20 protein-coding genes are annotated in these 20,695 nt (G+C 64.2%); 8 read left to right on the forward strand and 12 right to left on the reverse strand.

Features of this window, described 5'->3' with window-relative positions; genetic code table 11:
- Positions 1-7 precede the first annotated feature (7 nt).
- From ACKTEK_RS07500 to ACKTEK_RS07515, 4 genes are all read right to left on the reverse strand, one after another.
- Positions 8-895: a branched-chain amino acid ABC transporter permease gene (locus ACKTEK_RS07500; protein WP_409164603.1), complete on the reverse strand. Its 888-nt coding sequence runs from the start codon at positions 893-895 to the stop codon at positions 8-10.
- 94 nt (positions 896-989) lie between these two features.
- On the reverse strand, positions 990-2,204 hold the full coding sequence (locus ACKTEK_RS07505) for an ABC transporter substrate-binding protein (RefSeq protein ID WP_409164604.1): 1,215 nt from the start codon (positions 2,202-2,204) through the stop codon (positions 990-992).
- 263 nt (positions 2,205-2,467) lie between these two features.
- The gene (locus ACKTEK_RS07510) at positions 2,468-2,923 is read right to left on the reverse strand and encodes an RrF2 family transcriptional regulator (RefSeq protein WP_409164605.1); all 456 of its coding nucleotides are present in this window, start codon (positions 2,921-2,923) and stop codon (positions 2,468-2,470) included.
- Between the two features lie 27 nt (positions 2,924-2,950).
- Positions 2,951-3,415 carry a GNAT family N-acetyltransferase gene (locus ACKTEK_RS07515; protein WP_409164606.1) on the reverse strand — a complete coding sequence of 155 codons (465 nt, stop codon included), beginning with the start codon at positions 3,413-3,415 and terminating at the stop codon, positions 2,951-2,953.
- A gap of 369 nt (positions 3,416-3,784) precedes the next feature.
- Here ACKTEK_RS07515 and ACKTEK_RS07520 point away from each other — a divergent pair, with 369 nt between their 5' ends.
- Genes ACKTEK_RS07520 through ACKTEK_RS07545 form a run of 6 tightly spaced genes read left to right on the forward strand, consistent with a single transcriptional unit; the run spans position 3,785 to position 10,383 of the window.
- Positions 3,785-6,706, forward strand: a complete 2,922-nt coding sequence (locus ACKTEK_RS07520; protein ID WP_409164607.1) for a xanthine dehydrogenase family protein molybdopterin-binding subunit — start codon at positions 3,785-3,787, stop codon at positions 6,704-6,706.
- Positions 6,703-7,536 (forward strand): FAD binding domain-containing protein, encoded by an 834-nt coding sequence (locus tag ACKTEK_RS07525; protein ID WP_409164608.1) that lies wholly within the window; start codon positions 6,703-6,705, stop codon positions 7,534-7,536. The genes ACKTEK_RS07520 and ACKTEK_RS07525 overlap by 4 nt, the downstream gene beginning before the upstream one ends.
- Positions 7,524-8,048 (forward strand): (2Fe-2S)-binding protein, encoded by a 525-nt coding sequence (locus ACKTEK_RS07530; protein ID WP_409164609.1) that lies wholly within the window; start codon positions 7,524-7,526, stop codon positions 8,046-8,048. Before ACKTEK_RS07525 ends, ACKTEK_RS07530 begins: the two co-directional genes overlap by 13 nt.
- Positions 8,045-9,076 (forward strand): MBL fold metallo-hydrolase, encoded by a 1,032-nt coding sequence (locus ACKTEK_RS07535; RefSeq protein WP_409164610.1) that lies wholly within the window; start codon positions 8,045-8,047, stop codon positions 9,074-9,076. Before ACKTEK_RS07530 ends, ACKTEK_RS07535 begins: the two co-directional genes overlap by 4 nt.
- Positions 9,077-9,109: 33 nt before the next feature.
- Positions 9,110-9,580 carry a cupin domain-containing protein gene (locus tag ACKTEK_RS07540; RefSeq protein WP_409164611.1) on the forward strand — a complete coding sequence of 157 codons (471 nt, stop codon included), beginning with the start codon at positions 9,110-9,112 and terminating at the stop codon, positions 9,578-9,580.
- 11 nt (positions 9,581-9,591) lie between these two features.
- Entirely contained in the window at positions 9,592-10,383 is a 792-nt protein-coding gene (locus ACKTEK_RS07545) for an alpha/beta fold hydrolase (protein WP_409164612.1), read from the forward strand.
- Positions 10,384-10,412: 29 nt separating this feature from the next.
- Here ACKTEK_RS07545 and ACKTEK_RS07550 read toward each other — a convergent pair whose 3' ends face one another.
- On the reverse strand, positions 10,413-10,871 hold the full coding sequence (locus ACKTEK_RS07550) for a MaoC family dehydratase (protein WP_409164613.1): 459 nt from the start codon (positions 10,869-10,871) through the stop codon (positions 10,413-10,415).
- Between the two features lie 203 nt (positions 10,872-11,074).
- On the opposite strand from ACKTEK_RS07550, the gene ACKTEK_RS07555 reads away from it, so the two are divergent.
- Positions 11,075-11,959 carry an alpha/beta hydrolase gene (locus ACKTEK_RS07555; RefSeq protein ID WP_409164614.1) on the forward strand — a complete coding sequence of 295 codons (885 nt, stop codon included), beginning with the start codon at positions 11,075-11,077 and terminating at the stop codon, positions 11,957-11,959.
- A 143-nt stretch (positions 11,960-12,102) separates the two neighbouring features.
- Positions 12,103-12,663, forward strand: coding sequence for a PadR family transcriptional regulator (locus tag ACKTEK_RS07560; protein ID WP_409164615.1), 561 nt, complete (start codon positions 12,103-12,105; stop codon positions 12,661-12,663).
- On the opposite strand, the gene ACKTEK_RS07565 is transcribed toward ACKTEK_RS07560, so the two are convergent.
- From ACKTEK_RS07565 to ACKTEK_RS07595, 7 genes are read right to left on the reverse strand one after another with little or no spacing between them, the layout of a single operon-like run.
- Positions 12,660-13,277, reverse strand: a complete 618-nt coding sequence (locus ACKTEK_RS07565) for a phenylacetic acid degradation protein PaaY (protein ID WP_409164616.1) — start codon at positions 13,275-13,277, stop codon at positions 12,660-12,662. The genes ACKTEK_RS07560 and ACKTEK_RS07565 overlap by 4 nt on opposite strands.
- Positions 13,278-13,294: 17 nt before the next feature.
- On the reverse strand, positions 13,295-14,098 hold the full coding sequence (locus tag ACKTEK_RS07570; RefSeq protein WP_409164617.1) for an enoyl-CoA hydratase: 804 nt from the start codon (positions 14,096-14,098) through the stop codon (positions 13,295-13,297).
- A gap of 43 nt (positions 14,099-14,141) precedes the next feature.
- Positions 14,142-15,365, reverse strand: a complete 1,224-nt coding sequence (locus ACKTEK_RS07575) for an acyl-CoA dehydrogenase (RefSeq protein ID WP_409164618.1) — start codon at positions 15,363-15,365, stop codon at positions 14,142-14,144.
- Positions 15,362-16,777 (reverse strand): tetratricopeptide repeat protein, encoded by a 1,416-nt coding sequence (locus ACKTEK_RS07580; RefSeq protein ID WP_409164619.1) that lies wholly within the window; start codon positions 16,775-16,777, stop codon positions 15,362-15,364. The genes ACKTEK_RS07575 and ACKTEK_RS07580 overlap by 4 nt, the downstream gene beginning before the upstream one ends.
- A 36-nt stretch (positions 16,778-16,813) precedes the next feature.
- Complete coding sequence (locus ACKTEK_RS07585) at positions 16,814-19,180, reverse strand: xanthine dehydrogenase family protein molybdopterin-binding subunit (RefSeq protein ID WP_409164620.1); 2,367 nt, start codon at positions 19,178-19,180, stop codon at positions 16,814-16,816.
- A complete protein-coding gene (locus ACKTEK_RS07590) occupies positions 19,177-19,674 on the reverse strand; it encodes a (2Fe-2S)-binding protein (RefSeq protein ID WP_409164621.1) in 498 nt (165 codons plus the stop codon). Before ACKTEK_RS07590 ends, ACKTEK_RS07585 begins: the two co-directional genes overlap by 4 nt.
- Positions 19,674-20,555 carry an FAD binding domain-containing protein gene (locus tag ACKTEK_RS07595; protein ID WP_409164622.1) on the reverse strand — a complete coding sequence of 294 codons (882 nt, stop codon included), beginning with the start codon at positions 20,553-20,555 and terminating at the stop codon, positions 19,674-19,676. The genes ACKTEK_RS07590 and ACKTEK_RS07595 overlap by 1 nt, the downstream gene beginning before the upstream one ends.
- Positions 20,556-20,695 lie beyond the last annotated feature (140 nt).

Below are 20,695 nucleotides of genomic sequence, written 5' to 3' on the forward strand. Positions count from 1 at the left end.
GGCCGCCTCAAACGGTTTTCGGCGCGCGGCCGAAGAAGCCCTGCGGGCGGAAGATGAGCATGGCAGCCAGCAGCAGGTACGTTGCAAACAGCGCCAGCGCCGGAACGTAGGCCTGAGACAGCGTCTCGGTCATGCCGACGATCAGCGAGCCGAGGAAACACCCTTTCACCGACCCGAGCCCGCCAAGAACCACCACGACCAGCGTCGGGATCAGGATCTGGACGCCCATCGTGATGTTGATCGAAAGTTCGGCCGCCGCGATGACGCCGGCGAGTCCTGCCAGCGCGCAGCCAAGCGCGAACACGCTCGCAAAAACCGCATAGACGTTGACGCCCATGGCGCGGACCATTTCGCGGTCGTCGACACCGGCGCGGACCACCGCACCGATCACGGTACGCTCGAGGATGAGCCAGACAACAACGGCGACGATCAGACCGACCGCGATGATGAACAGGCGGTAGGAGGGATAGAACGTGCCGATATCCACGTAGCTGCCGAGGCCGGCAGGCTTGTCGATGGACATGAAGGTCAGGCCCATCGTCTCGAAGAAGATGAGGTCGATCAGCCCGATGGTGAAGAACAGCAGGCCGAAGGTCAGCAGCGCCATGTCGAGGTGGGCACTGCGGCCCCGGTCGATCAGCGGCTGAAGCACGAAATATTGCAGCAGGAACCCGAGGATCAGCGGCAGCATGGGTGCGAACACCAGCGCCATCCAGAAACTCCCGGTCCCCTGGAAGACGATGTAACCGAAATACGCACCGGCCATGTAGAAGGCGCCGTGCGCGAGATTGAGGATGTCCATCAGGCCGAAGATCACCGTGAGGCCGATGGCCATCAGGAAGATCAGCATCGAAAGCTGAAGGCCGTTCAGGAGATTGAACAGAAAGAAGGTCATGCCGGTCGCCAGATCAATGCGGGAATGAACGATGCGAGGATAGACAATAAAAAGGCGGCGGCGCGAGTCCGCGCCGCCGCCCTGTTTCGCGTGATTACTTCTTCATCTCGCAGCCGGGCAGATCCTCGCCGTATGCGAAGCGGTCGATGACCTTGTGCGTCGGCTTGCCGTCCGGACCTTCAACGATCTGCACCATGTACAGCTCGTCCTGCATGGCGTTGTTGTCCTTGTTGAAGTGAACAGGACCGCGCGGGTCGTTGTCGAACTTCAGGGACGCGAGCGCCGTGATGATCGCGGCCTTGTCTTCCGGCAGTTCGCCGCCGTTCTCCTCGATGGCCTTCTCCAGGCCGCCGAAGATGGCATTGGCGTTGGTGTAGCCCATCGCATTGGACGCGACCGGCAGGCGGCCGTACTTTGCCTCGAAGGCCTTCTCGAACTTCTCGGAAGCTTCGGTGTCCAGCGCGTTGGTGTAGTTGGTCACGTGGATGGCGCCCATCTGCACGCCGCCCATGGCGTCCCAGAGAGCTTCATCGTAGATCCACATGGCGCCACGCAGCGGCATCTTCTCCTGCATGCCGAAGGCAGCGTGCTGCTTGACGACCTGCACGGCCTCGGAACCGGCGTAGAAGGTGTAGATCATGTCGGCACCGGTCTGCTGCGCCTTGAGCAGCGACGGGCCCCAGTCCTTTGTGGTCTTGAACGGCGTCAGCTCTTCGAGGACGACCTTGCCGCCAGCAGACTCAAAGCCGTTCTTGAAGCCGGCGAGCATCGCCTGGCCGGCCGCGTAGTCCGGACCCATAAAGACGGCTGTCTTCATGCCCTTGTTGGCCCAGTAGATGCCGGCTGCAGACTGCAGCGCGTTCGCCGAGAAGGACGTGCGCGCGACGTAGGGGCTGCAGAACTTGCCCGTCAGCGGATCGGCAATCGAGAAGCCGGCCACGAACGGCACCTTTTCCTTGTCGGCCACGCCGGCAAGCGCGATGCCGACGCCGGAGGAGATCGAGCCGCCGAAGATCGCGACATCGTCCTGCTTGATGAGCTTGTTGGCCTTCTGCACGCCAACCTGCGGCGAGTTCTCGGCATCTTCCTTGATGATCTCGACCTTGTAGCCGGCAATCTCGCCGCCACGCTCTTCGAGGGCGAGCATCCAGGCATCCTCGACATCCTTGGCGAGCTGCGCGAAGACGCCGCTGAAATCGCTCAGAAGGCCGACCTTGACGGTCTTGTCCTGCGCGAAGGCCGAACCGCTGGCGGTGGCCAGAAGGCTGGCGCCGGCAAGCAGGCACGTGAATTTGCGTTTGAAGTCCATTTTGATCCTCCCAGTGCACCATCTGAGGGTGCAGCAGATCTGCCGTGCGTCGAATTTGAATTCCGTTATTCCAACACCAAACGGCAAATTGGTATTGGATTGCGTATTTATTCCATCCCGCTTTGGGGTCCCCGTCAAGAGCGGAATTCCAAAATGCGGTGATTCCTGCCGAAAACCACGCAGGCAGGCGCGATTCGAAACAAAGCGCGGCGGCGGCGAAACCGGGTGAGATTGGCGATGAAAGGCGACCCGCGAATCCGGGGTCAGTCGGCAATGACGACGCTGTGCAGGCCGATCTTTCCGCGTCGTCGGCGCTGGGAACGCTGCGCGTTGTTCAGGATCGTCTGCAGCGTCACGGATTGAAGCGTCGCGGCGGTGTGGCGATCGACCTCGTCCATGACCCGGTACAGTTCGGCAGCCTCTTCGGACGGTGCATCCGGCTCCGTGCCGCGTGGCGTGGTCCAGCCCGATTCGAACAACTTGATGATGTCGAAGAGCGTGATCTTGCGTGCATCGCCGATGAAGCTGCACCCGCCACCTGCCCCGCGCGTCGATTCGACAATTCCCGCCAGCGACAGGGTTCGCAGCACCTTGGCCAGGTGATGCTGGGACACGCCGTAAACCTCGGCGATCTCGTTCGCCGGGATCTGCTCCTGTGGACGCGAGGCCATGTGCAGCACCGCCAAGATGGCGCACATCGTTCCCTGCTGCAGTTTCATGGCGTTTCCTCGGGGCTCACCGGCACGTCAGTCGGTGAACATTTCCAGTTCGATATAAGGCCCTGCGGCCATGCCCTGCATGCGGAAGAACGAGATCAGCTGGTGATCGTCGATGTGCAGCATGGTGCGCACGTTCTCGATGCCGTTTTCGCGAAAGAAGCCGACGACCGATTCAAACAGCTGCGTGGCCACATGCGAGTTCCGGTGCCTGGGCGAAACTGAGATCACCTCGACCCAGCCGCATGGCGGTGAACCAAATTCCCATGCCTGAATCGTGCCGAGCGTGTATCCGGCCACCTCGCCATCGCGCCGCGCCACGAAAAACTTGCACTTGTTGTCGGTGTTCTGGCGCGCGTAGCATCCGTACCAGAAATCGGCCTTGGCAGACCCCGTGACCTCCTCATCGATTGCAACGATCGCGGGAATGTCTTCCAGCGTCACCGGTTCGATCGACAGGTCACTTTCAGCCCGTTTTGGATTTGCGAGCGCCATCCACAACCTCGATTGCCTCGTTGCGCACCCATCCGCCGCGCGCGCCTCCGACTAAAGAGCACCATAACCGGCATGACGCGGATGGGGCAACAATTTTGGTACATGACTGCGCAATAAGGGTTTACCGATACTGGACCCGGTGTTAGCGTCGCCCAATAATACTGCAACACGGTCGGATCACGACCGGAGCAGATGGGCGCGGAAACGCTGTTTCTTACAAAATAACAACGCTTTAGGGTCGATAAGCCGGTGAACAAGCCTTCGAACATAAATGCGCATAGCAATGCGCATTTAACCGACGAAACCGATGGCAAATCCACCCCATGGGTCGGCCGCAGCCTTGAGCGGCGCGAAGATGCCGCGCTTCTGATGGGCGCCGGCCGTTACGCCGACGATGTCGCAGCCCCGGTCGGCACCCTGCACGCAGCGATTGTGCGCTCGCCCCATGCCCACGCGAAGATCACCTCCATGGACGTCAGCCGCGCCGAGGCCCTGCCCGGCGTGCACAAGGTGCTGACCGGCGAGGATATCCGCGCCATTTCCGACCCGTTCCTCATCGTGCTGAAGAAGCCCATCGACCAGTGGGCACTCGCTGTCGAGCGTGTGCGCTACGTCGGCGAGGCCGTCGCCGTCGTCATCGCCGACGACCGCTACCTCGCCGAGGACGGTTGCGACCTGGTGGACGTCGTCTACGAGCCGCTTCCCGTCGTCATGGACCCGCGTGAGGCCGTGAAGACCGACGCCGAGGTCCTGCACCCGGATGCGGGCTCCAACGAACTCTCGACGCGCGAATTCACCTATGGCGAGCCGGACAAGGCCTTTGCCGACGCCGACCGCAAGGTGTCGCTGGAGGTCGAGTATCCGCGCAGTTCCTACACGCCAATGGAGTGTTTCGTGGTCGTCGCGAACTACCTGCGCGGCGAGGACAGCTACGACGTTCTGTCCAACTTCCAGGGACCGTTCTCCATACATCCGGTGATGGCGAAGTCGCTGCGCATTCCCGGCACACGGCTGCGCCTGCGCATCCCTGCCGACAGCGGCGGCAGCTTCGGCATCAAGCTTTCGGTCTTTCCCTACATCGTGCTGATGGCTCTCGCCTCGCGCGTCGTCGGCAAGCCGGTGAAGTGGGTCGAGGATCGGCTGGAACACCTTCAGGCCGCCAATTCCGCGCCGAACCGCATCACAAAGATCGAGGCCGCGGTGAAGTCCGATGGCCAGGTCACCGCGCTGCGCTTCGACAACATGGAAGACTATGGCGGCTACCTGCGCGCGCCGATGCCCGGCCCGCTCTACCGCATGCATGGCGCGACGACGGGTGCCTATGACATCCGCAACCTGCACATGGTCAACCGGGTGGTGGTCACCAACAAGATGCCGGCAGCGCTTGTGCGCGGCTTCGGCGGGCCGCAGCTCTACCTCGCGCTGGAACGCCTCATGCAGCGGATCGCGGTGGAACTCGATCTCGATCCGCTCGAGGTCATCCGCCGCAACCTCATCCCCGCCGGCAGCTTCCCCTACCGCACCTGTGCCGGTGCTCTCTACGATTCCGGTGACTACCAGAAGGCCATCGATCTGGCCGTCGGCGACGGGCGGCTCGATGAACTTCGCAAGCGCCGCGACGAGATGCGCGCGCAGGGCAAGCTCTACGGCATCGGCCTTGCCACGGTGGTCGAGCCGGGCATGTCCAACATGGGCTATCTCAGCACGATCAATCCGGTGGAAGTCCGCGAGAAGCAGGGTCCGAAGAACGGCGCGGTCTCCATGGTCAACGTCAATGTCGATGCGGTGGGCACCGTGTCGGTGACGGCGGACCTGACCGTGCAGGGACAGGGCCATGCCACCGCGCTATCCCAGATCGTTGCCGACCAGCTTGGCCTCGACCCGGCGAACATTTCCATCAACCTGGAGCTCGACACGCAGAAGGACGCTTGGTCCATCGCGGCGGGCACCTATTCGTGCCGCTTCTCTCCCGGCACTGCCGTTGCCGCGCATATCGCGGCCGGCAAAATTCGCGAAAAGGTCGCCCGCATCGCGGCCAAGCAGCTGAACACCGTCGCAGGCGACATCGACATGGCAGGCGGCCGGGTGTTCTCGAAATCGAATCCGGACAACGGTGCGCCGTTCGCCCGCGTCGCCGGTACTGCGCACTGGTCGCCGGTGCTGATGCCGGAAAGCGACGAGCCGGGGCTGAGCGAAACCGGCATCTGGTCGCCGGACGAATTGCAGCCGCCGAGCAGCAAGGACGAGATCAACACGTCCCTGACCTATGGCTTCGTATTCGACATCTGCGGCATCGAGATCGATCCGATCACGATGAAGCTGCGCGTCGATCGCTATATCTCGATGCACGACGCGGGCAAGCTCATCAATCCGCTGCTGGCGGAAGGGCAGATCCACGGTGCCTTCGTCCAGGGGCTTGCAAGCGCGCTCTACGAGGAGATCGTCTACGACAATTCCGGCGCGCTCCAGTCCGGCACCTTTGCCGAATATCTTGCGCCGACCGCCTGCGAAGTGCCGCCGCTGGAACTGATGCACATCGAGACACCCTCCCCATTCACGCCGCTGGGCGCGAAGGGGCTGGCCGAGGGAAACTGCATGAGCACGCCGGTGTGCATCGCCAACGCGATTGCCGATGCACTCGACGTGAAGGACATCCCGCTGCCCGCAACGCCCGATCGGCTGAATGCGCTGGTCGCAGGCGAAGAACCGCCCGCACCTGAAAAGGCGGCTGGTCCTGTTGGCGCACCTGCGAGCATCGACGACGCCGGCGTCACCGGCGACGGCAATGTCACCGTCGATGCAAGTCCTGCGGAGATCTGGAAGGCGCTGCTCGATCCGCAGAGCCTCAAGCACATAATTCCCGGATGCCACACGGTCGAAGCCGTGACGCCGGAACACTACCGGGCGGAAGTCTCGCTCGGGGTCGGACCGATCCGTGGGCGTTTCACGGCCAACGTGAAGCTGAGCGACATGGAAGAAAATCGCGCCGCGACACTATCCGGCGACCTGACCGGCCCGCTCGGCAAGGCTGAGGGCAAGGGCCGCGTGACGCTGACGCCAAGCGATGACGGCACGCATATCGCCTACACTTACGGCGTCGACGTGGGCGGCAAGGTCGCCTCTGTCGGCGGGCGCATGATCAAACGCGCCGCGCAGATCGTCATCGGCCAGTTCTTCGAGCGCCTCGCAGCCGTCGCCTCCGGCGACAAGGCACCGGAAGAGGTCGCGGCGAACAAGACATCCACATCGAAGCCTTCGTGGTTTGCGCGCCTGTTCGGAGGCAAGAAATGAAGCCGGTCCCCTTCACCTACCTGCAGCCCGACGATTTGGGCGAAGCCGTCGAGGCGCTTGCCGAGCACGGCGGTGACGCACGCATCCTCGCGGGCGGGCAGTCGCTGATGGCGATGCTCAACTTGCGGCTGGTCGAGCCGAAGGCGCTGATCGATATTTCGCAGCTTTCCGAGTTGCGCGACATCCGCATGGACGGTGACAGCATCGTCGTCGGTGCTGCCGTGACGCAGGCCGAACTGCTGGCGTGGCCGGAACTTGAGGACAAGGCGCCCTTCATCGCGCGCGCCCTGCCGTGGGTCGGCCACTTCCAGACCCGCAATCGCGGCACGGTCTGTGGCTCGATCGCCCACGCCGACCCAAGCTCCGAACTGCCGCTGTCGCTGGCACTGCTGCAAGGCGAAGTCGTTCTCAAGTCCAAGTCCGGCGAGCGCCGTCTGAAGGCTTCCGAGTTCCAGACCGGAATGCTCCAGACAGCCAAGCGCGACGATGAAATCATCACCGCGGTGCGCTTTCCGGCAAGGGTCGGCGCGAAGGGCGCAGGCTTTGAAGAAGTGGCGCGCCGCCACGGCGACTTCGCCATCGTCTCGGTCGGCGTGGTCGCGGCCGGGGGCGGCGCCTTGCGGCTCGCGGTCGGCGGCGTTGCCGACAGGCCGACCTGCATCGACCTCGAAGCCGGGATTTCGGACTCCGACCTCAAAGGCCGGATCGAGGATCTCGCCTGGCAGCTTGGCGGCTACGACGACATCCACGCCAGCGCCCGTTTCCGCCGCGACCTCGTGCGCAGGCTCGCCCCCAAGGTCATTTCGGAGGTTCGCGCATGCGCCGCGTAGCGATAGACGAAACCGTTCCCGTCACCATCGAGCTCAACGGAATGAAGGTTACCGGACAGGCAACCTCGCGGATGCTGCTGACCGACTTCCTGCGCCACCAAATTGGCCAGACGGGCACCCATGTGGGCTGCGAGCACGGCGTGTGCGGCTGCTGCACGGTGCGAGTGGATGGTGTCGCAGGGCGCTCCTGCCTCATGCTTGCCGTACAGGCGGATGGCCGCAAGGTCGACACCGTCGAGGGCCTCGCCCCCAGCCGCGACGCGCTCAACGCGCTTCAGCGGGCGTTTCGCAAGAACCACGCCTTGCAGTGCGGCTTCTGCACGCCTGGCATCCTCATGTCCTTTTCCGATTTCCTCGCCCGGAAGCCGGACCCGAGCGAAGAAGAAGTCCGTGAAGTCCTCGGCGGCCACATCTGCCGCTGCACGGGCTATGCGGGCCTGATGAAAGCCATCATGGAAGCAGCCGCCGAAATGCGTGGCGAGACCACGGACGCGGAGACGAGCGCGGCATGAGCCTGACCGCCGCGCCCATCGTGCCGACAGATGACATCCACATGCCGGTGGAGGTCGCGCCGGGGCTGTTCCGCGTCACCGTGCCGGTGCCGTTCCGCAGCCTGCGCGCGGTCAACCTGTGGCTGCTGGAGGAGCCGGACGGCTTCACCATGATCGACTGCGGGTTCGGCGATGCGGAGACGCGCGGACGACTGGAAGCCGCCTGGGACGCGCTGCTTGGCAAGAAGCCGATCAAGCGCCTGATCGTCACCCATTTCCATCCCGACCACATCGGCAATTGCCGGTTCATCTGCGATCGCTGGAACCTGCGCCCGCAGATCACCCAGCTGGAATGGATGGCAGCCAACGCCGCGCTCAAGTCGCTCTACAGCGACGACTACGAATTGCGCGCGAGCTTCTGGGCCGCCAATGGTGCGTCGGACGAACTGATCCGCCTCTACCGCGAAGAGACCGTTCTGTATGACACCGGCGTCGAACTGACCGACGGGTTCGACCGCATCGCGACCGGCGACGTCATCAATATCGGCGACCGCGACTGGCTGGTGACGACCGGACAGGGCCACTCGCCCGACCTCGCGACCCTCTACAACGCCCGCGACGACATTCTCATTGCTGGTGACCAGATCCTGCCGAAGATCACGACCAACGTCAGCGTCTGGCCGTGGGAGCCGCTGGCCGATCCGCTAGGTGAATTCATCGCCTCGCTGGACCGGCTGGAGCGCGTCGTCACCCGCGCAACCTTCCTGCTGCCCTCGCACCGCGAGCCGTTCCACAATCCCAAGGCCCGTATCGCGGAACTCAAGCACCATCATATCGAGCGCCTGAACGAAGTGGTTGATCTGCTGGAGGGCCATAAAAGCCGCATGGCGGGCGAACTGCTCGAACCGCTGTTCAAGCGTCCGCTCGACGGGCACCAGGTCAATTTCGCCATGGGCGAGGCTCTCGCCCATCTCAACCGTCTCGTCTTCGACGGCCGTGCAAAACGGCACGAGGACGACGACGGCAAGATCCGCTTTTCACTCAGCTGAGCGCGAAACGCGCACGCACACGGAGGGTTTTCGATGTCAAAGACACCGACACGCGAAGTCATCACCATCGACGGCAAGAACGTCGTCCTGCAGCGGGATTCCTCCCCGATGGTCAATGGCGGCGTCCTCGAGAATGCCGAGGCGCTTCGCCTCTTCAACATCTTCGAGGAGAAGTTCCAGCCTTCCAACAAGGGCCTGGCCGACGGCAAGCCGCTGCGCATGTACGACGCCAAGACGGTGAAGATCGACCTGTCCAAGCGCAGCAAGGAAGACATGGGCTTCTGGCATCGCAATTCCGATGCGCACGAGATCATCTTCTGCGTGAAGGGCGCGCTGCGCTGGGAAACCGAGATGGGCGTGCGGGTTATGAAGCCCGGCGACATGCTGTTCATCCCGCGTGGCATCGCGCACCGCTCCACGCTTTGCGAAGAGTCTGAAGCGGAAAACGTCCTCGTTGAGCTGAAGATCTCCGAGGAACTCACCTACGTCGCCGAAGACAAGTAAGGACCGCTCAAATGGACGTTCAATCGAACGGGGTTCGCTTCAATTGCAGGGTCGACGGGCCTGATGGTGCGCCGTGGGTGACGCTGTCGCACGCGCTCGCCAACAACCTGACGCTGTGGGACGAGATCGCCGACATGCTGTCGGATCGCTTCCGCGTGCTGCGCTATGACCAGCGCGGCCACGGGCAGAGCGAAGCGCCTGCCGGTCCTTACACCTTCCCCATGCTGATCGACGACGTGCTCGGCATCTGGGAGCATTTCGGCGTCGAGAAGAGCCACTGGATCGGCCTGTCCATCGGCGGGATGATCGGCTACGGCATCGGCATCCATCACCCCGACCGGCTGCTGTCGCTGATCGCGTGTGATTCACGGCCCGACGCGCCGCCGGACTACGCGGCGTATTTCCAGTCGCGCATCGACAAGGCGCGCGACGGCGGCATGGAAAATCTCGTCGAGACAACCATCAACCGCTGGTTCACGCCGGAAACGGTGGCCGCCAATCCGCCAGTGCTCGACCGCGTGCGCCAGATGATCCGCACCACGAACGAAGTCGGCCACGAGGGCTGCTGCGAGGCCTTGAAGACGCTCGCCTACGGGCCGGAGCTTCACAAGATCAAGGCGCCGTCGCTGCTGCTTGGCGGGGCGAAGGACAAGGGCGCGCCGCCGGAAGCGTTGAAGGAAGCCTCGGAGAAGATCCCGAATGGCGAGCACCTGGTGATCCCCGATGCGGGACACATCAGCGCGCTGGAAAATGCACCCGCCGCACAGGCTGCCATCAACGACTGGCTGACGCGGCACGCATGAGCGCGCGGCGCGTCATCGCCGGTTGCCGTTCAGTGCGCGCGCACCGGCACGACCAGCTTCGGTGTCATCTCCAGCACGGTTTCGCCGTTCTGGTTGATGCCCAACACGGTGATCGACACGATTCCGATTTCCGGGCGGTTGGCGGAGACACGTCCCTCGCCGACGGTGATTTCAAGGTGCAGGACATCGCCGGGAAAGACCGGGCGCGGCCAGCGGATCATCTCGCACCCGGCGCCGATCACGCCGTCTGCAATCGGCATCGCCTCGACCATCAGCCGCATGGAAAACGCGGTCGTGTGCCAGCCGCTCGCGACGTGCGCCTTGAAGAAGGTATCGGATGCTGCCTGCGGGTCGATGTGGAAGGTTTGCGGATCGAACTGCCTGCCGAAGGCGACGATATCTTCCGCCGTGATCCGGCGTTCCGGCGAGACGAATTTGCGCCCCGGAGTCATGTCCTCGAAATAGATCAGGTCCTGCCCGTCGCTCATCGCCCTGCCCCCGGTTCGAAACTGCGTTCACGGCAGCCAAACCGGCCCGCGAAAGCGCTTCGGGAACCTAGACAATTCACGCGCTGCTCGCAACGCCAAATATGCACTAAGTCTCTGTTATCATTGAATCATTGCACGGCTTAGACCACAGCCTGCAAGACCAGACTGACACGACCACGACACCACGCAGGAAGGCCCCAGACATGCAGCCCGACAGCTTCATCATCTCCATGGATGACGGCGCCGACATCCTCGTTCGCCACCACCCGCGCGCCGGCGCGACGCGGCTTTACATCTCGCATGGCAACGGCTTTGCAGTTGATGGCTACAAGGTGTTCTGGGAGCCGCTGCTGGAGCAGTTCGACGTGGTGCTGTTCGACATGCGCAACCATGGCCGGAACGACCCGACCGGGGCGGACGGCCACACCTACCAGCAGATGGCGCGCGACCTGACGACCGTCCATAAAAAGGTCGAGGCAAGGCTCGGCGCGGCGTCAAAGGCCGTCGGCGTGTTCCATTCCATGACGTCGCGCGCCGCGATGAAGAACGCCGTGGAGCTGGGCTCGCCCTACGACGCGCTGGTGCTCTACGACCCGCCGAGCGTGCCGCCGCGCGGTCATGCGCTCTACGAAGCCATGCGCGGGTTCGAACTGAAACTCGTCCAGTGGGCCAGCGAACGGCCAGACCGGTTCACCGACCCTGCCGAACTGGAAGCGCAGTATGCCGCAGCGCGTGCCAGCGCCAAGTGGCTGCCGCAGGCGCGCGCCGACATGGCACGCGCGGTGACGCGCAAGGCTGCAGACGGCGGCTACACGCTGGCCTGCGCGCGCGAACTCGAAGCCTCGATCTACCTGGCGGCTCTCACGCTGGACCTGTGGCCCGACGCCCAAAGCCTCGGCGTGCCGACGAAGCTGATCGGCGCGGACCCGCAGGGCAATGGCGGGCCGCCCACCGGACCGGCCAACAACGCGCTCGCCAGCGAAGGCGGCTACGACTACGTGGGCGTGGAGAATGTCGGTCACCTGCTCCAGATCGAGCAGCCGGAGACCTGCCGCAACATCCTGACGGACTTCGTCTCAAGCCTCTGACACAGAAGCATTTCCTCGTTCCCGCTCACGACACTCTTGCTGTGTGCGGGGCTGGACCTCGCAACCGATAGGCTTCATTGTGGGGGGCAGGTTTCGCGCGTTTTCGTCGCGCGGACGCGAACGCTCAGGTCACGTTTCCCGCAATGTCGCTCCGGTTTGCACTTCTCGGTCTGATCTCGATGAAGCCGGCGTCGGGCTATGACCTGAAGCAGACCATCGAACGCTCGATCAACTTCATCTGGAACGCGACCTCGCCGCAGATCTACAACACGCTGCGCAAGCTGCGCGAGGACGGCTACATCTCGACGCAGGACCTGCCGCAGAAGGGCAAGCCCGACAAGCAGATCCACTCGATCACGCCGAGCGGGCGCGAGGCGCTGGAAGCCTTCGTCAGCGAGCCGATCCGCTCCTCCGTCACGCGCGATGAAGTGCTGCTGCGCATCTTCCTTGGCAATTTCACCGATTCCGCCGCCATGCGCCGTGAATTGCGCTCCTACCTGGAGCGCGTGCGCGAGGAGCGCTCGTTCCTGGAATCGGTTGAAGCGCGCGTCAGCTCCCATCCCGGGCCGAACCGCGAGGCGCGCCGCTACCAGCTGCTGTCGCTGCGCATCAAGGTCGCCCAATCGCGGGCGACAGAACGCGAGCTGATCGCGTTCTTCGAAGACGAGACGTCCCCGTCAGCCTTCCTGCCGATCGACGGCTAGGCCTTCTCGCCGGCCTCGCGAACGGTCTTCAGCGTCTTGGAAATGCCGCCGGTGTAGCGAGGGCGGTCCTCCTGCGGCGCAGAGAGCGGTTCGCAGGGGCGCTGCGTCGCGCGGCTGCGCCCGACCAGCTGTTGATATTCCAGCGTGCCGCCGTGCTTCCACTTCAGTTCCTGGTCGGTGAGTTCGCGCACGACCTTGGCCGGAATGCCGATGGCGAGGCTGCGGGCCGGAATTTCCGTACCTTCCATGACGTAGGCCATGGCGCCGATGACGGCCCCCTCGCCCACTTGCACCCGGTCCATGACGACCGCGTTGATCCCGACCAGCGCGCCCTTGCCGATATGTGCGCCGTGGATTACCGCGCCGTGGCCGATATGTCCGTCCACGTCGATGATGGTCTCGCCGTCCGGGAAGCCGTGCATCACGCAGGTGTCCTGCACGTTGGAGCCTTCGCGCAGCGTGATGCGCCCGAAGTCCCCGCGCAGGCAGGCGGCAGGCCCGACATAGACGCCCGGCCCGATGATGACGTCACCGATGAGAACGGCTGTCGGATGCACATAGGCGGTCGGGTCGACCACCGGGATCAGGTCTTCAATTGCGAAACACTGCGCCATGAGGTCATCCCCGATTGCTACTTGCCGGTGAAGTCCGGCTTGCGTTTTTCCATGAATGCACGGCGGCCCTCGGTGTAGTCGTCGCTGGCGTAGCAGCGCAGGGCCATGTCGTTGAGCCGCTCGATCTCCTCGGCGCTCGCGCCCTTTTTGATGGCGAGCTTGCCGGCCTTGGCGAGCCCGACGGTCAACGGGGCATTCTCTGCAATGCGCGCGGCGTAATCGTCGACATATGCGTCCAGTTCGCTGCGCGGCAGGACCCGGTTCACCAGCCCCATGCCGGCGGCTTCATCGGCTGAAAACTGCCGCGCGGTGAAGAGGATTTCGCCGGCATAGGCGGTCCCGACCACGTCGGCGAGGCGCTTCTGCGCGGCATAGCCATAGCCAAGCCCAAGCCGCGCGGCCGGCAGCGCGAAGCGTGAATCCTCGCCGCAGATGCGAATGTCGCAGCACACCGCCAGCGCCAGCCCGCCGCCGACGCAATAGCCTTCGATCTTGGCGATCACCGGCTTGGGAAAGCTCTCGATGGCCTCGTATACCGAGGACGAGACGGCCGCATAGGTTTCCACGTCAGCTGCGGTGGACCGCTCGTCGCCGAACCTGGAGATATCTGCACCCGACGCAAAGGCCTTGCCGCCCGCGCCCGACACGATCAGCAGTCGCGTGGCTTCGTCGGCGGAAAGCTCCGCCAGCACCTCGGCGCAAGCGCGCCACATGTTGAGCGACAGCGCGTTACGGCGTTCGGGATTATTGATGACAAGATGCCCGACCGGACCGATGCGCCCGCAGCGTATCTTTCCGTCCGCGTGGTCCTTCAGTTCCATGCCCGGTCCCTCCGGGAACCAGCGTAAGGCGAGAGGCCGCGCATCAAAAGAACGCCTGGATGCCGGTCTGCGCGCGCCCGAGGATCAGTGCGTGGATGTCGTGCGTGCCCTCGTAGGTGTTCACCGTCTCCAGGTTCACCATGTGGCGCATCACGTGATACTCGTCGCTGATGCCGTTTCCGCCGTGCATGTCGCGGGCGACACGGGCGATATCCAGCGCCTTGCCGCAATTGTTGCGCTTGATGAGCGAGATCGCTTCCGGCGCAAGTTCGCCGGCATCGAACAGCCGGCCCGCCTGAAGCGCTGCATGCAGGCCGAGCGTGATCTCCGTCTGCATGTCGGCAAGCTTCTTTTGGACGAGCTGGTTGGAGGCCAGCGGCTTGCCGAACTGCTTGCGCTCCAGCGTGTAGTCACGTGCTGCCTGCCAGCAGAATTCCGCCGCACCCATCGCGCCGAACGCGATGCCGTAGCGCGCCCGGTTGAGGCAGCCGAACGGACCAGCCAGCCCGGTCGCGTTGGACAGCAGGTTTTCCGCCGGCACGAAGACGTCTTCCATGACGATTTCGCCCGTCAGCGACGCGCCGAGGCTGAGCTTGCCCTCGATCTTCGGGGCGCTCAGGCCCTTCATGCCCTTTTCGAGAATGAAGCCGCGGATGACGCCATCCTCGGTCTTGCCCCACACGACCATCACGTCGGCTTCCGGGGAATTGGTGATCCAACTCTTCGCGCCGTTGAGCAGGAAGCCGCCGTCGACGCTGCGCGCGCGGGTCGCCATGTTGCCGGGGTCGGAGCCAAAATCAGGCTCGGTCAGGCCAAAGCAGCCGATCCACTCGCCGGAGGCGAGCTTGGGCAGGTACTTCATCCGCTGCTCTTCGTTGCCGTAGGCATATATCGGATGCATCACCAGCGAGCTTTGCACGCTCATCATCGAGCGGTAGGCGGAATCCACCCACTCGGTCTCGCGTGCCACCAGCCCGTAGGCGACGTAGGTGCTTCCCGCGCAACCGTATTTTTCCGGAATCGTGAGCCCGAGAAAGCCGAGTTCGCCGAACTCGTTGATGACGTCGCGGTCAAATCGCTGCTCGCGGTTGGCGGTCAGGATGCGCGGCATCAGCTTCTCGCGCGAATAGGTGCGCGCGGTGTCGCGGATCATCCGCTCCTCTTCGCTCAGCAGCTTGTCGAGCGCGAGCGGGTCCTGCCAGTCGAACGCGCCGTACTTGTTCTGCGGGACGGTCTCGACCTTCTTCGGAAGAACGGCCTGGTTCATTGGATGGCTTCCTTTGTGCGGGCGTGGGACGCGCCTGTCTCCAGTTCGCTGGCGCGCGAACGGGCCTGCGCGGCGCGGTCGGTTTCACCGAGGTCGGCCAGCACGCTTGCGTAGTCCGACCAGTTGCGACGGGCGCCGGGGAAACGGGCGACCCGCTCCGACAGCAGGCTGCGGGCCATGCCGAGGCGCTTGGCACGCACAGCGGAGTCGATCAGGATCTGGGTGAACAGGTCGCGCTGGGCGAGGCTGCCGCCAATGGGCGCCATCTCGTTGCGCAGCGGCCAAAGAATGTCGCAGGCCTTGCCGTACTCACCCGCCTCGTAGGCAATCATCGCCTCGCAGAGCGGGATGAGGATCTTTTCGGTCGTATCGGCGGTCCAGCCTTCGCCGCTGCGCGCGAACGTGAACAGCGAGTCGATCTGCTCGCGCGCCACGTCGAACTTGCCCCTGGCGGCCAGCGACAAGCAGAAATGCGCATCGCGGAACGGCAGGATGTGGTCGTTGATGCGCGTCTCGGAATGGGCGGCCAGGGCATCCCAGCGATCACCCACATTGACGCCCGCTATCTCCAGCCGCTTCAGCAACGCAGCCTGGTTGGAGACATCGACATACTTGTCGGAGTTCACCGAGGCCATTTCCTCGTCGAGGATGCGCAGCGCGTCGTCGTATTTCTCCTGCGCCAGCGCGAACAGCCCGTTGTGCCACCACACGTGAGCCTTGAAGAAATTCTTGTCGGCCCAATGCTCGGCCGGGTAGTCCAGCCATTTCGAGCCTTCCGCGTAGCGCCCCTGCATCTCCAGCACGTGGGCGACGGAATGGATGGCCCAAAGATCGCCGGGGTTGCGCTCGGTCGCCTCGCGGCCCCAGCGCTCGGCGTTCTCGTAGTCGCCGCATTCCTCCAGCGCGTAGGCGTACATGCCCTGCACGTTGGAATAACCGGGCGTCGTCTCGTCCCACTCGCCCAGCACGCCTTCCACCACGGAGCGCAGTACGTGGCTGCGCCCGGTGTAGAAGGCCATCGTGTGGTGCAGCTTGAGGGCCATCAGGTCGCGCGGCCATTCGGCAAGGATCGCCTCCCACGCCAGACAGGCCGATATCAGGTCGCCGTTGACCCAGGCCTGCAAGGCATCGGCATGCAGCTGCTCGCGCCGGGTCATGCTGTCACGCGCCGCGGCGAGTTGGTCGAGGGTTGCCTGGATCTTCGGGAAGACCGCGCGGTTTTCCAGCATCATCAGCAGGTAGCCGCGATAGCACTGGGCCAGCGCGAAGTTGGAATCCGCTTCCAGCGCGGCCTTGACGCGCGCGCCGGCCGTCTGGCCGTAATCGAGGTAGTCCGCCACGCCCAAATCGAGGTTGCGCACGGCCTCCTCGCTCTCGGTACCGACCTCAAGTCCACGAATGTCGCGTTGCATGGTCCCGCTCCTTTTCGCCTTGCGGCGTGTTGGTGCTCAGCCCCTGTCGAAGTCGTGCCCGAGCCCGCGCATCACGCGCTCGGGCGTCGCCGGGAAGGAATGGATATCTCCGCCACGCTGGGACAGTGCATCCGCCACGGCGCAGGCGATGCCGCTGAGAGCACCGATGATCGAACCCTCGCCGCAGCCCTTGAACCCGCCGAGCGCAGCCGACGGGGTATTCGCGTGGTGCAATTCGATCTTCGGTATTTCCAGCGCGGAGGGCACAAGGTAGTCGGCAAGCGTCACGGTCTGCGGCTGGCCCTGCTCGTCATAGATGAGCTCCTCCAGCAGCGCCTCGCCAACCCCCTGCGCGATCCCGCCGATGATCTGGCCTTCGACGACAGCCGGGTTGATCATCCGGCCAACGTCTTCCGCCGCAACGTATTTGACGATCTCGATATGTCCCGTTTCCGGGTCGACATCGACAACCACCACGTGCGCGCCTGCGGCAAAGCTGCCGAATTTCGGGTCGTAGAAGGCGGTGACCTCGAAACCCTGGTTCAGCTCGGACGGAATGTTCTTGGCGGAGAAGAAACTGCGCTCCGACATCTCCTTCAGCGAGATGGACTTTTCGCCATCCACGGTCTGGATCATCGAGTTGACGATGCCGAGGTCTTCTTCCGGCTCGTCCAGCATGAACGCGCCGAGCGCCAGCAGGCGCTTGCGAAGCTGGCTCGCGGCCTGAATGACCGCCCCCGACCCGAAGACCGCCGTGCGTGATGCGAACGTGCCGAAGCCGTAGGGCGCCATGCCAGTGTCGTGGGTCTGGCAGGCAATGTCTTCCAGCCGGATGCCGAGTTCGTCGGCTGCGACCTGACGCATGGCAGTGGCGATGCGCTGGCCCTGCGAGGGAAGCGCTGCAGCAATCGTCAGCCCGCCGGAGGTCTCCAGCCGCAGCGTCACGGCATCCCGACCCGGCTGCAACAGCGTGCCGGGGCCGACAGCGGTGCTGGTGCCAAGGCCCGTCAGTTCCGCAAAGCAGGCGACGCCGATGCCGCGCAGCTTTCCGTTCGCGCTCGCCTTCGCCTGGTCGGCGCGCAACTGTTCGTAACCGGATTTCTGCAAGGCCAACTGAAGGCATGGCAGGTAGCCGACATGGTCATGCACGAGGTTGTTGGAGTTGCGATACGGCATGTCCGTATCGGCGATCATGTTGCGGCGCCGGATCTCCGCGTAGTCGAGGTCCAGCTTGCGGGCCGCCTCGTCCAGCAGCAGTTCGAGCGAGGCGGACGCCGACGGGCGGCCGACGGCACGGTACGGACCAACCGGCGTCTTGTTGGTGGCGATACCACGCGTGTTGTACTGCAGCGCCGGCACCTTGTAGGGGCCAGGCATCAGGCCGCCGGTCTGCAACGGCTCCATGCCGGCGGACCATAGATAGGTGGAATAGGCGCCGACATCGACCCAGATTTCCGAGCGCAGCGCGAGAATATGGCCGTCCTTGTCGAAGGCGGCCTCGACCTCGATTTCCTGCTCGCGGGCGTGCGTCGAGGCGACCATGTTCTCCAGCCGGTCCTCGACCCACTTGATGGGGCGGCGCAGTTTGCGCGCGATGAACGCGCAGACGAATTCTTCCGGGTAGATCGAAGCTTTCTGGCCGAACCCACCGCCGGTCGACGGCGCGATGACGCGAATGTCGGTTTCCGGCATTTCCAGGTGCTTGGCGAGGAAGTGGCGCACCACGTAGGGCAACTGATGGCTCATCCACACGGAGAGCTGGAACCCGCCCTCGCGCCATGCGGCCACGCAGCCGCGGCCTTCCAGGCAGAGCGCCTGCTTGCGCGCAACCTTGAACTTGCGCTTCACGGCGAGATGGGCGGCTTCGAAGGCTTCATCGACTTCGCCGCGCTTGAATTCGCGCTTGATGAGATGGTTGTTGGCACATGTCTCGTGCACCAGTACAGCACCGTCCTTCTCGCCCTCGCGGGCGTTGACGATCGCTGGCAGCGGCTCGTAGTCCACCTCGATCTTCTCGATGGCGTCCTCGGCGGTTGCCCGGTCCTCGGCGACGACGACGCAGATCGCCTCGCCGACATAGCGAACCTTGTCCAGCGCCAGCCAGTTCTGAACGGACTCGCCGCCGGAAAACCGGTTCGGCATGGAGCGGAACGGCTCGACCTTTCCCTCCAGGTCGGCGCCGGTCAGGATCGTGATGACGCCGGGATGCTCCTTCGCCGCGCTGATGTCGATACCGCGCAAGTTGGCATGTGCGTGCTGGCTGCGCAGGAAAGCGACGTGATACATGCCGGGCAACGAGATATCGTTCAGGAAGCGCGCTTCGCCGTCCAGCAGCGGGCGGGCCTCGTCGGGCAGAACCGAGGTTCCGACCGACTTCTCGTTGGAAAGACGCAAGCCGCTCATGCTTCCACCTGCCCTTCGGCGCGCGCGGCGGCGGCTGCGGCCTTCACCGCTTCGACAATCGCCTGGTAGCCGCTGCAACGGCAGATGTTGCCGGACATGTGTTCGCGGATCTCGGCCTCGGTCGGGTCCGGGTTGTCGCGCAGCAGTTCAATGGCAGAGGACAGCATCCCCGGCGTGCAATAGCCGCACTGCAGGGCGAAGTTCTCGAAGAACGCCGTCTGGATCGTGCTCCATTCGCCGTCTTCCTTGCGCAGGCCCTCGATGGTTGTGATGTCGCAGCCATCGGCCTGCACGGCCAGCATCAGGCACGAGCGCACGCTCGCCCCGTCGATCGTCACGGTGCAGGCACCGCACACCCCGTGTTCGCAGCCAAGGTGCGTGCCCGTCAGGTGAAGGCTTTCGCGCAAGAAGTCCGCGAGCGAGACGCGCACGGACACCGTCTTCTTGTGATTGCGGCCGTTGACCTTCAATTCGATTTCGCGTTCGCGAGACATCACTGCCCTCCCCCGGCGCGTTCATGTGCTTTGGCGAGTGCGCGGCGCGCAACGACGCCGGCCAGGTGCCGGCGATAACCGGTTGAGGAGTGCACGTCCTCGGACGCCTCCACGTTGGCGCTGACGGTCTCGGCGACTTCGGCGAACAGGTCCGCCGTGCCGTTGGTCAGGTCCTTGCCGGTCAGCAACTCCTCGGCCTCGACGGCGCGCACCGGCCCGTCGCCCATGCCGACGATGGTCACGCGCGCGCGCGCGCAGACCCCGTTGTTCACGGTCAGCATGGCGGCGGCACCGGCGATGGCGAAGTCACCGAGACGGCGGGCGAATTCCACGAAGGCCGTCGACGTGCCTTCCGGCGGACGCTTGTAGCGCAGGCCGACGACCATCTCGCCGGATTCAAGATCCGTCGTCAGCATGCCGAGCGAGAACTCGTCTGCCGGAACTTCGCGCTCACCGTCCTTGCTGGCGATCAGCACCGTGCCGTCGTAGGTGGCGAGAATGCTCGGGTGCTCGGCGGCCGGATCATTGTGGGCGACCGAGCCGCACACCGTCCCGCGATTGCGGATGGCTGGATGGGCGACCTGCGTGGTCGCCTCGTGCAGCAGCGGCCAGCGCTGGCGGATGACGTCGCTCGACAGCAGGTCGGCATGGCGTACGAGCGCGCCGACCTTCAGCGTGTCGCCGTCTTCCTCGATGGCGTTCAGGCCGGGCAGCCGGTTGATGTCGACGAGAACCGCCGGATCGGCGATCCGCATGTTCAGCATCGGCATCAGGCTCTGCCCGCCCGCAAGGACGCGGCCGTCAAAGTCGGCGTCTTTCAGGATCGTCAGCGCTTCGTCGAGCGACGTGGGCGCGTGATAATCAAACCACGGTGCTTTCAAGGCTCGAGGTTTCCTCCGGGTCGGCGAGGCAGATGGCTTTGCCTCATATGTTAGTATTTACCTATTGATAGCGGCTGCAAATGTGGCGGTCAACACGGCACAAAGCCTTTGCTGCAGCGCACTATAGTGCATCGCGATCA

It is taken from the genome of Tepidamorphus sp. 3E244 (assembly GCF_046159835.1).
GTDB lineage: Bacteria > Pseudomonadota > Alphaproteobacteria > Rhizobiales > Tepidamorphaceae > JACKJK01.

What these genes read in the sequence shown, in the direction of transcription:
- ACKTEK_RS07500 (WP_409164603.1), bottom strand. Translation starts at nt 895, where the DNA reads ATGACCTTCTTTCTGTTCAATCTCCTGAACGGCCTTCAGCTTTCGATG.
- ACKTEK_RS07505 (WP_409164604.1), bottom strand. Translation starts at nt 2,204, where the DNA reads ATGGACTTCAAACGCAAATTCACGTGCCTGCTTGCCGGCGCCAGCCTT.
- ACKTEK_RS07510 (WP_409164605.1), bottom strand. Translation starts at nt 2,923, where the DNA reads ATGAAACTGCAGCAGGGAACGATGTGCGCCATCTTGGCGGTGCTGCAC.
- ACKTEK_RS07515 (WP_409164606.1), bottom strand. Translation starts at nt 3,415, where the DNA reads ATGGCGCTCGCAAATCCAAAACGGGCTGAAAGTGACCTGTCGATCGAA.
- ACKTEK_RS07520 (WP_409164607.1), top strand. Translation starts at nt 3,785, where the DNA reads ATGGGCGCCGGCCGTTACGCCGACGATGTCGCAGCCCCGGTCGGCACC.
- ACKTEK_RS07525 (WP_409164608.1), top strand. Translation starts at nt 6,703, where the DNA reads ATGAAGCCGGTCCCCTTCACCTACCTGCAGCCCGACGATTTGGGCGAA.
- ACKTEK_RS07530 (WP_409164609.1), top strand. Translation starts at nt 7,524, where the DNA reads ATGCGCCGCGTAGCGATAGACGAAACCGTTCCCGTCACCATCGAGCTC.
- ACKTEK_RS07535 (WP_409164610.1), top strand. Translation starts at nt 8,045, where the DNA reads ATGAGCCTGACCGCCGCGCCCATCGTGCCGACAGATGACATCCACATG.
- ACKTEK_RS07540 (WP_409164611.1), top strand. Translation starts at nt 9,110, where the DNA reads ATGTCAAAGACACCGACACGCGAAGTCATCACCATCGACGGCAAGAAC.
- ACKTEK_RS07545 (WP_409164612.1), top strand. Translation starts at nt 9,592, where the DNA reads ATGGACGTTCAATCGAACGGGGTTCGCTTCAATTGCAGGGTCGACGGG.
- ACKTEK_RS07550 (WP_409164613.1), bottom strand. Translation starts at nt 10,871, where the DNA reads ATGAGCGACGGGCAGGACCTGATCTATTTCGAGGACATGACTCCGGGG.
- ACKTEK_RS07555 (WP_409164614.1), top strand. Translation starts at nt 11,075, where the DNA reads ATGCAGCCCGACAGCTTCATCATCTCCATGGATGACGGCGCCGACATC.
- ACKTEK_RS07560 (WP_409164615.1), top strand. Translation starts at nt 12,103, where the DNA reads ATGTCGCTCCGGTTTGCACTTCTCGGTCTGATCTCGATGAAGCCGGCG.
- ACKTEK_RS07565 (WP_409164616.1), bottom strand. Translation starts at nt 13,277, where the DNA reads ATGGCGCAGTGTTTCGCAATTGAAGACCTGATCCCGGTGGTCGACCCG.
- ACKTEK_RS07570 (WP_409164617.1), bottom strand. Translation starts at nt 14,098, where the DNA reads ATGGAACTGAAGGACCACGCGGACGGAAAGATACGCTGCGGGCGCATC.
- ACKTEK_RS07575 (WP_409164618.1), bottom strand. Translation starts at nt 15,365, where the DNA reads ATGAACCAGGCCGTTCTTCCGAAGAAGGTCGAGACCGTCCCGCAGAAC.
- ACKTEK_RS07580 (WP_409164619.1), bottom strand. Translation starts at nt 16,777, where the DNA reads ATGCAACGCGACATTCGTGGACTTGAGGTCGGTACCGAGAGCGAGGAG.
- ACKTEK_RS07585 (WP_409164620.1), bottom strand. Translation starts at nt 19,180, where the DNA reads ATGAGCGGCTTGCGTCTTTCCAACGAGAAGTCGGTCGGAACCTCGGTT.
- ACKTEK_RS07590 (WP_409164621.1), bottom strand. Translation starts at nt 19,674, where the DNA reads ATGTCTCGCGAACGCGAAATCGAATTGAAGGTCAACGGCCGCAATCAC.